The 4,647-nt window shown below is 74.6% G+C and carries 4 protein-coding genes; all 4 read right to left on the bottom strand.

The genetic code is table 11. The features are described 5' to 3' along the window. Window positions 1-629 (bottom strand): NUDIX hydrolase (locus tag VF825_RS14715; protein ID WP_331114610.1); only part of this gene is annotated, 629 nt, incomplete at its 3' end. Further along, entirely contained in the window at window positions 626-2,344 is a 1,719-nt protein-coding gene (locus VF825_RS14710) for a CTP synthase (protein ID WP_331114608.1), read from the bottom strand. The genes VF825_RS14715 and VF825_RS14710, both read right to left, overlap by 4 nt. A gap of 11 nt (window positions 2,345-2,355) precedes the next feature. After that, window positions 2,356-3,477, bottom strand: coding sequence for a glycosyltransferase family 4 protein (locus VF825_RS14705; RefSeq protein ID WP_331114606.1), 1,122 nt, complete (start codon window positions 3,475-3,477; stop codon window positions 2,356-2,358). Beyond that, on the bottom strand, window positions 3,474-4,647 hold a 1,174-nt coding region (locus VF825_RS14700), incomplete at its 5' end, for a lipid II flippase MurJ (protein WP_331114604.1). The genes VF825_RS14705 and VF825_RS14700, both read right to left, overlap by 4 nt.

Raw genomic sequence — 4,647 nt, 5'->3', positions numbered from 1 at the left:
GGGGCGTCGTAGGGCCGCAACGTGCCCCAGTCGAGCTCCCGTGCCGCGTAGGCGGTGAGGATGCCGATGATCGCGGCCGGATTGTGCAGCCGACCGGTGAGGACTGCGGCCACCGCCTCGTTGAGGTCGACCCAGCGCACGGGCATCCCGAGCTCCTCCGCCTCGCGCTCGTGCCGGTCCTCGTGCGGCACGGACGCGAGGTCACGGGCCAGGAACAGGCGCAGCACCTCGGACAGTCCGCCGGGTGAGGCGAAGTGGTCGACCAGGACGTGCCAGGTCCCGGCGGTCAGGTCGGCCTCCTCGTGCAGCTCGCGCGCCGCGGCCTCCCACGGCGGCTCACCCTCGACGTCGAGCAGCCCGGCGGGCAGCTCCCAGTCATAGTGGCCGACGGGGTGGCGGTACTGCTGGACGAGCAGGATCCGGCCCTTGTCGTCCATCGCGACGGTGCCCACGGCGCCGGGGTGCAGGACGTACTCCCGACGCACGGTGCCAGCCTCGCCAAGGTCGACGGTGTCGCGCACCACGTCCCACACCATGCCCTTGAGCAGCACCTCGCGCTCGGAGACCGGCCGGGACTCCAGCCGGTCCCTCAGCTCGTGCGCGGACAGGGACGGCGCATCCAGGCTCACGGCGCCGCGACCGGGTCAGCCTGCTCGGCCTCGGCGAGGTCGGCGCGGGGACGCTCGACCTCCACCAGGCGGGCCTGGCGCTGCTGGTCGATCGCCGCGCCGACCAGGCCGGCGAACAGGGGGTGGGCCTTGTCCGGGCGGGACAGGAACTCCGGGTGGGCCTGGGTGGAGACGTAGTACGGGTGCACGTCGGCGGGCAGCTCGACGAACTCCACCAGCGTGCCGTCCGGCGAGGTGCCGGAGAAGCGCAGACCGGCCTCCTCGAGCTGCTCGCGGTAGGCGTTGTTGACCTCGTAGCGGTGACGGTGCCGCTCCTCGACCTTGGTCGAGCCGTAGGTCTCGGCGACGACCGAGCCCTCGGTGAGGGCCGCGGGGTACAGGCCCAGGCGCATCGTGCCGCCGAGGTCACCGGCGCCCTCGACGAAGGCCTTCTGCTCCTCCATCGTCGCGATGACCGGGTGCTCGGTGCCCGGGTCGAACTCGCTGGAGGACGCGTCGGCGATGCCGGCCACGGTGCGGGCGTACTCGATGACCATGCACTGCAGGCCCAGGCAGATGCCCAGGGTCGGCACGCCGCGCTCGCGGGCCCAGCGCAGGGCGCCGAGCTTGCCCTCGATGCCGCGGACGCCGAAGCCCCCGGGCACGAGCACCGCGTCGACCCCGCCGAGCGCCTTCTGCGCGCCGGACTCGGTCTGGCACTCGTCGCTGGCGACCCAGCGGATGCGGACCCTGGCGTCGTGGTGGAAGCCGCCGGCGCGCATCGCCTCGGTGACCGACAGGTAGGCGTCGGGCAGGTCGATGTACTTGCCCACCAGGGCGATCTCGACCTCGTGCTCGGGGTTGTGCACGCGGCGCAGCAGCTCGTCCCAGTCGTGCCAGTCGACGTCGCGGAACGGCAGGCCGAGGCGGCGGATGACGTAGGCGTCCAGGCCCTCGCCGTGCAGCACCTTGGGGATGTCGTAGATGCTCGGTGCGTCGACGGCGGCGGCGCAGGCCTCGGTGTCGACGTCGCACATCAGCGAGATCTTGCGCTTGATGCCCTCGGGGATGACCCGGTCGGCGCGCAGCACGAGCCCGTCGGGCTGGATGCCTACCTGGCGCAGCGCGGCCACGGAGTGCTGGGTCGGCTTGGTCTTCAGCTCACCGCTCGGGGCGAGGTAGGGCACCAGCGAGACGTGCAGGAAGAAGACGTGGTCGCGGCCCACGTCGTGGCGCACCTGGCGCGCGGCCTCGAGGAAGGGCAGCGACTCGATGTCGCCGACGGTGCCGCCGATCTCGGTGATGATCACGTCGGGGCGCTTGTCGGCCGGGCCCTCCGCGGTGGCGCGCATCCGCGCCTTGATCTCGTTGGTGATGTGCGGGATGACCTGGACGGTGTCCCCGAGGTACTCCCCGCGGCGCTCCTTGGCGATGACCTGGCTGTAGACCTGGCCGGTCGTGACGTTGGCGGAGCCGTCGAGCTCGACGCCGAGGAAACGCTCGTAGTGGCCGATGTCCAGGTCGGTCTCGGCCCCGTCCGCGGTGACGTAGACCTCGCCGTGCTGGAACGGGTTCATCGTCCCCGGGTCCACGTTGAGATAGGGGTCGAGCTTCTGCATCGTCACCCGCAGTCCGCGGGCCCGAAGCAGGTGTCCGAGGCTCGAGGCCGTGAGCCCCTTGCCGAGCGAAGAGGCGACGCCTCCGGTCACGAAGATGTGCTTTGTCTGCTCAACCACGGACTTGCACTCTACGTCATCGACGGGCCCTCGGAGTACCACGCCAGCCATGTCGCGGCCGTGTCGTCGCCGTCGGGCAGGGCAGCGGCGGCGGAACGTCCTTGCCGGGCAAGGCGTTCGCGCAGGTCGGGGTCGGTGAGCACCGTGCGTGTGGCCTCGGCCACGGCCGCCGGGTCCCCTGCGGGGACGAGCAGGCCGACCCCCTCGACGAGGTCGTGGAGCCCGCCGACGTCGGTGGCGACCACCGGCGTGCCGGCCGCCATCGCCTCCTGCACGACCAGCGCGCGGGCCTCCCACGCGCTGGGCAGGATGAACGCCTCGGCCGCGCGCAGCCACCGGTCGGCGTCGCGGCGGGCGCCCACGAAGTGGACCGGCGCCGCGACCTGCCCCACGAGCTCCCGCAGCCCGGCCAGGAGCGCCTCGTCACCGTCACCGACGACCACCCAGGTGGTGGGCGTCGACAGCCGGGACGCGGCGCGCACGAGCACGTCGAGGTCCTTCTGCGGGGCGATCCGCGAGATGGTCAGCACCAGCGGCCGACCGGCGTCGACCTCGAGCCCCGCCTCGCGCAGCAGCTCCGCCCGCTCGGCGGCGCGGCCCTCCCGGTCCAGCGGTTCCCGGGCCAGCAGCACGGGGACGCGGGGGGACGGCACGGGGGCCAGCCGGGTATCGCGCGCGCCGAGGTCGCGGGACTGGCTCACCAGGTCGCTGCTCGCCCCGGTGACCAGGTCCGCCCGCCGGGCCACGAGGCGCTGGGCCAGCTCCTTCAGGCGCAGCCGACCCGAGCCGGCGAGGACCGCGTTGTGCTGGGAGACGACGAGGCGGGGCCGGCGCAGGCCCAGGGTGACCAGGGCCGCCAGCAGGCCGGCCTGGTGCCCGTGGGCGTGCACGACGTCGCTGGCGGCGGCGAGCCGGCGCAGCGCGAGCAGGTGACGGAGGCTCGCCGCTGCCGCACCGGCCGGCCGCACGCGCGGCCACCAGGGGCGCACGTCCCCGAGCTCGAACCGCTCGGCGGTCGCGGGGTGGGTGACCACGACGACGTGGGCGCCGGCGGCGCGCAGGTCGGCCGACAGCTGGGACACGTGGGTGCCGATCCCCCCGGTGCTGCGGCCGAGCACCATCACCACCCTCATCCCGACCTCCGCAGCACCCGCGAGCGCAGCCGGGCGGTGAGCAGTCGGCCGGTGTCCCGGTCGGCCAGGGCGAGCACGGCCACGAACACGACGACGGTCACGGCCGTCACCAGCACACCGGCCAGCACCGAGGGCAGCAGGCCTCGTGTGGGCAGCGCAGTGGCGAGGGCCCGGCCCGGAGCCACCGACACGACCGCCGCCACCAGCGCCGCCACCAGCGTGCGCGGCAGCCCGCGCAGGGCGGGCGCACCCCAGGCCTGGCGCACCGCCACGAGCAGGAGCACCCCGGTCAGCGTCATCCCGGCGCTGCTGGCGACCCCCAGGGTGCGCAGCGTGCGGGTGGGCTCGGTCGGCCCCGTCAGCGCCAGCAGCGGCCAGACCGCGGCGACCAGCCAGCCGGCCGCCACTGCCACGGCTGCGATCCGGGGCCGGCCCCGGACGTAGAGCGCACGGGTCAGGACGGCGGCCAGGCCGAAGCCGACCAGCCCGAGGGCGTAGGCGTCCATGGCCCCCGGCATCGCCTGCAGGGCCGCCCGGCCGACCGGCTGGTGGCGTCCCGCGTCGAGCGCGGCGAAGAACGCGCCGAGGGGCTTCGAGGCGACCAGCAGCACCGCGGCGCCGAGGACCCCCACGACCGCCACGGCGCGGGTGGAGCGGGCCAGCGTGCGGGAGGCCTCGCCGACGTCGCCGGCCGCTCCCCCGTCGGCGTCGCCGCGGCCTGTGCTCTCCTGCTCTGCGCCGGCGAGTGCGCCGGCCTCGGCCGGGTTCGCTCCCGCAGACGAGTCGGCCCGGGTGCTGGCCCGACGGGTCTGCGCGTCCCGCTCAACGGTCGCCTCACGCTCAGCGGCCTCACGCTCAGCGGCCTCCCGCTCGAACACCTCCAGCTCCACCGCTTCCGCAGCGGCCTCCTCCTGCGAGGCGCCGTCCCGGGCGGCCTGGGCCGCCAGGGTCGGGAAGGTGGAGATGGCCACGGGCACCGCGAGCACGGCATACGGGAGGAGGTAGACGGCCTGGACGTAGGTGTAGACGTTGAGGGTGCCGTTGCCGCTGCGGTAGTTGGTGACCCAGACGGTGGCGAGCACGGCGGCCTGCTGCGCGAGCAGGGCCACCAGCCCGGCGCCCGCGAGCGACGCGGCGCGGCGGGCGACGCCGTCGGGGAAGCGCCAGGTC

It is taken from the genome of Oryzihumus sp. (genome assembly GCF_036391795.1).
Taxonomy (GTDB): domain Bacteria; phylum Actinomycetota; class Actinomycetes; order Actinomycetales; family Dermatophilaceae; genus Oryzihumus.
The sequence above is the reverse complement of the archived record's forward strand: the minus strand, read 5'-3'. Positions and strand labels throughout refer to the sequence as shown.

What these genes read in the sequence shown, in the direction of transcription:
- VF825_RS14705 (WP_331114606.1), bottom strand. Translation starts at nt 3,477, where the DNA reads ATGAGGGTGGTGATGGTGCTCGGCCGCAGCACCGGGGGGATCGGCACC.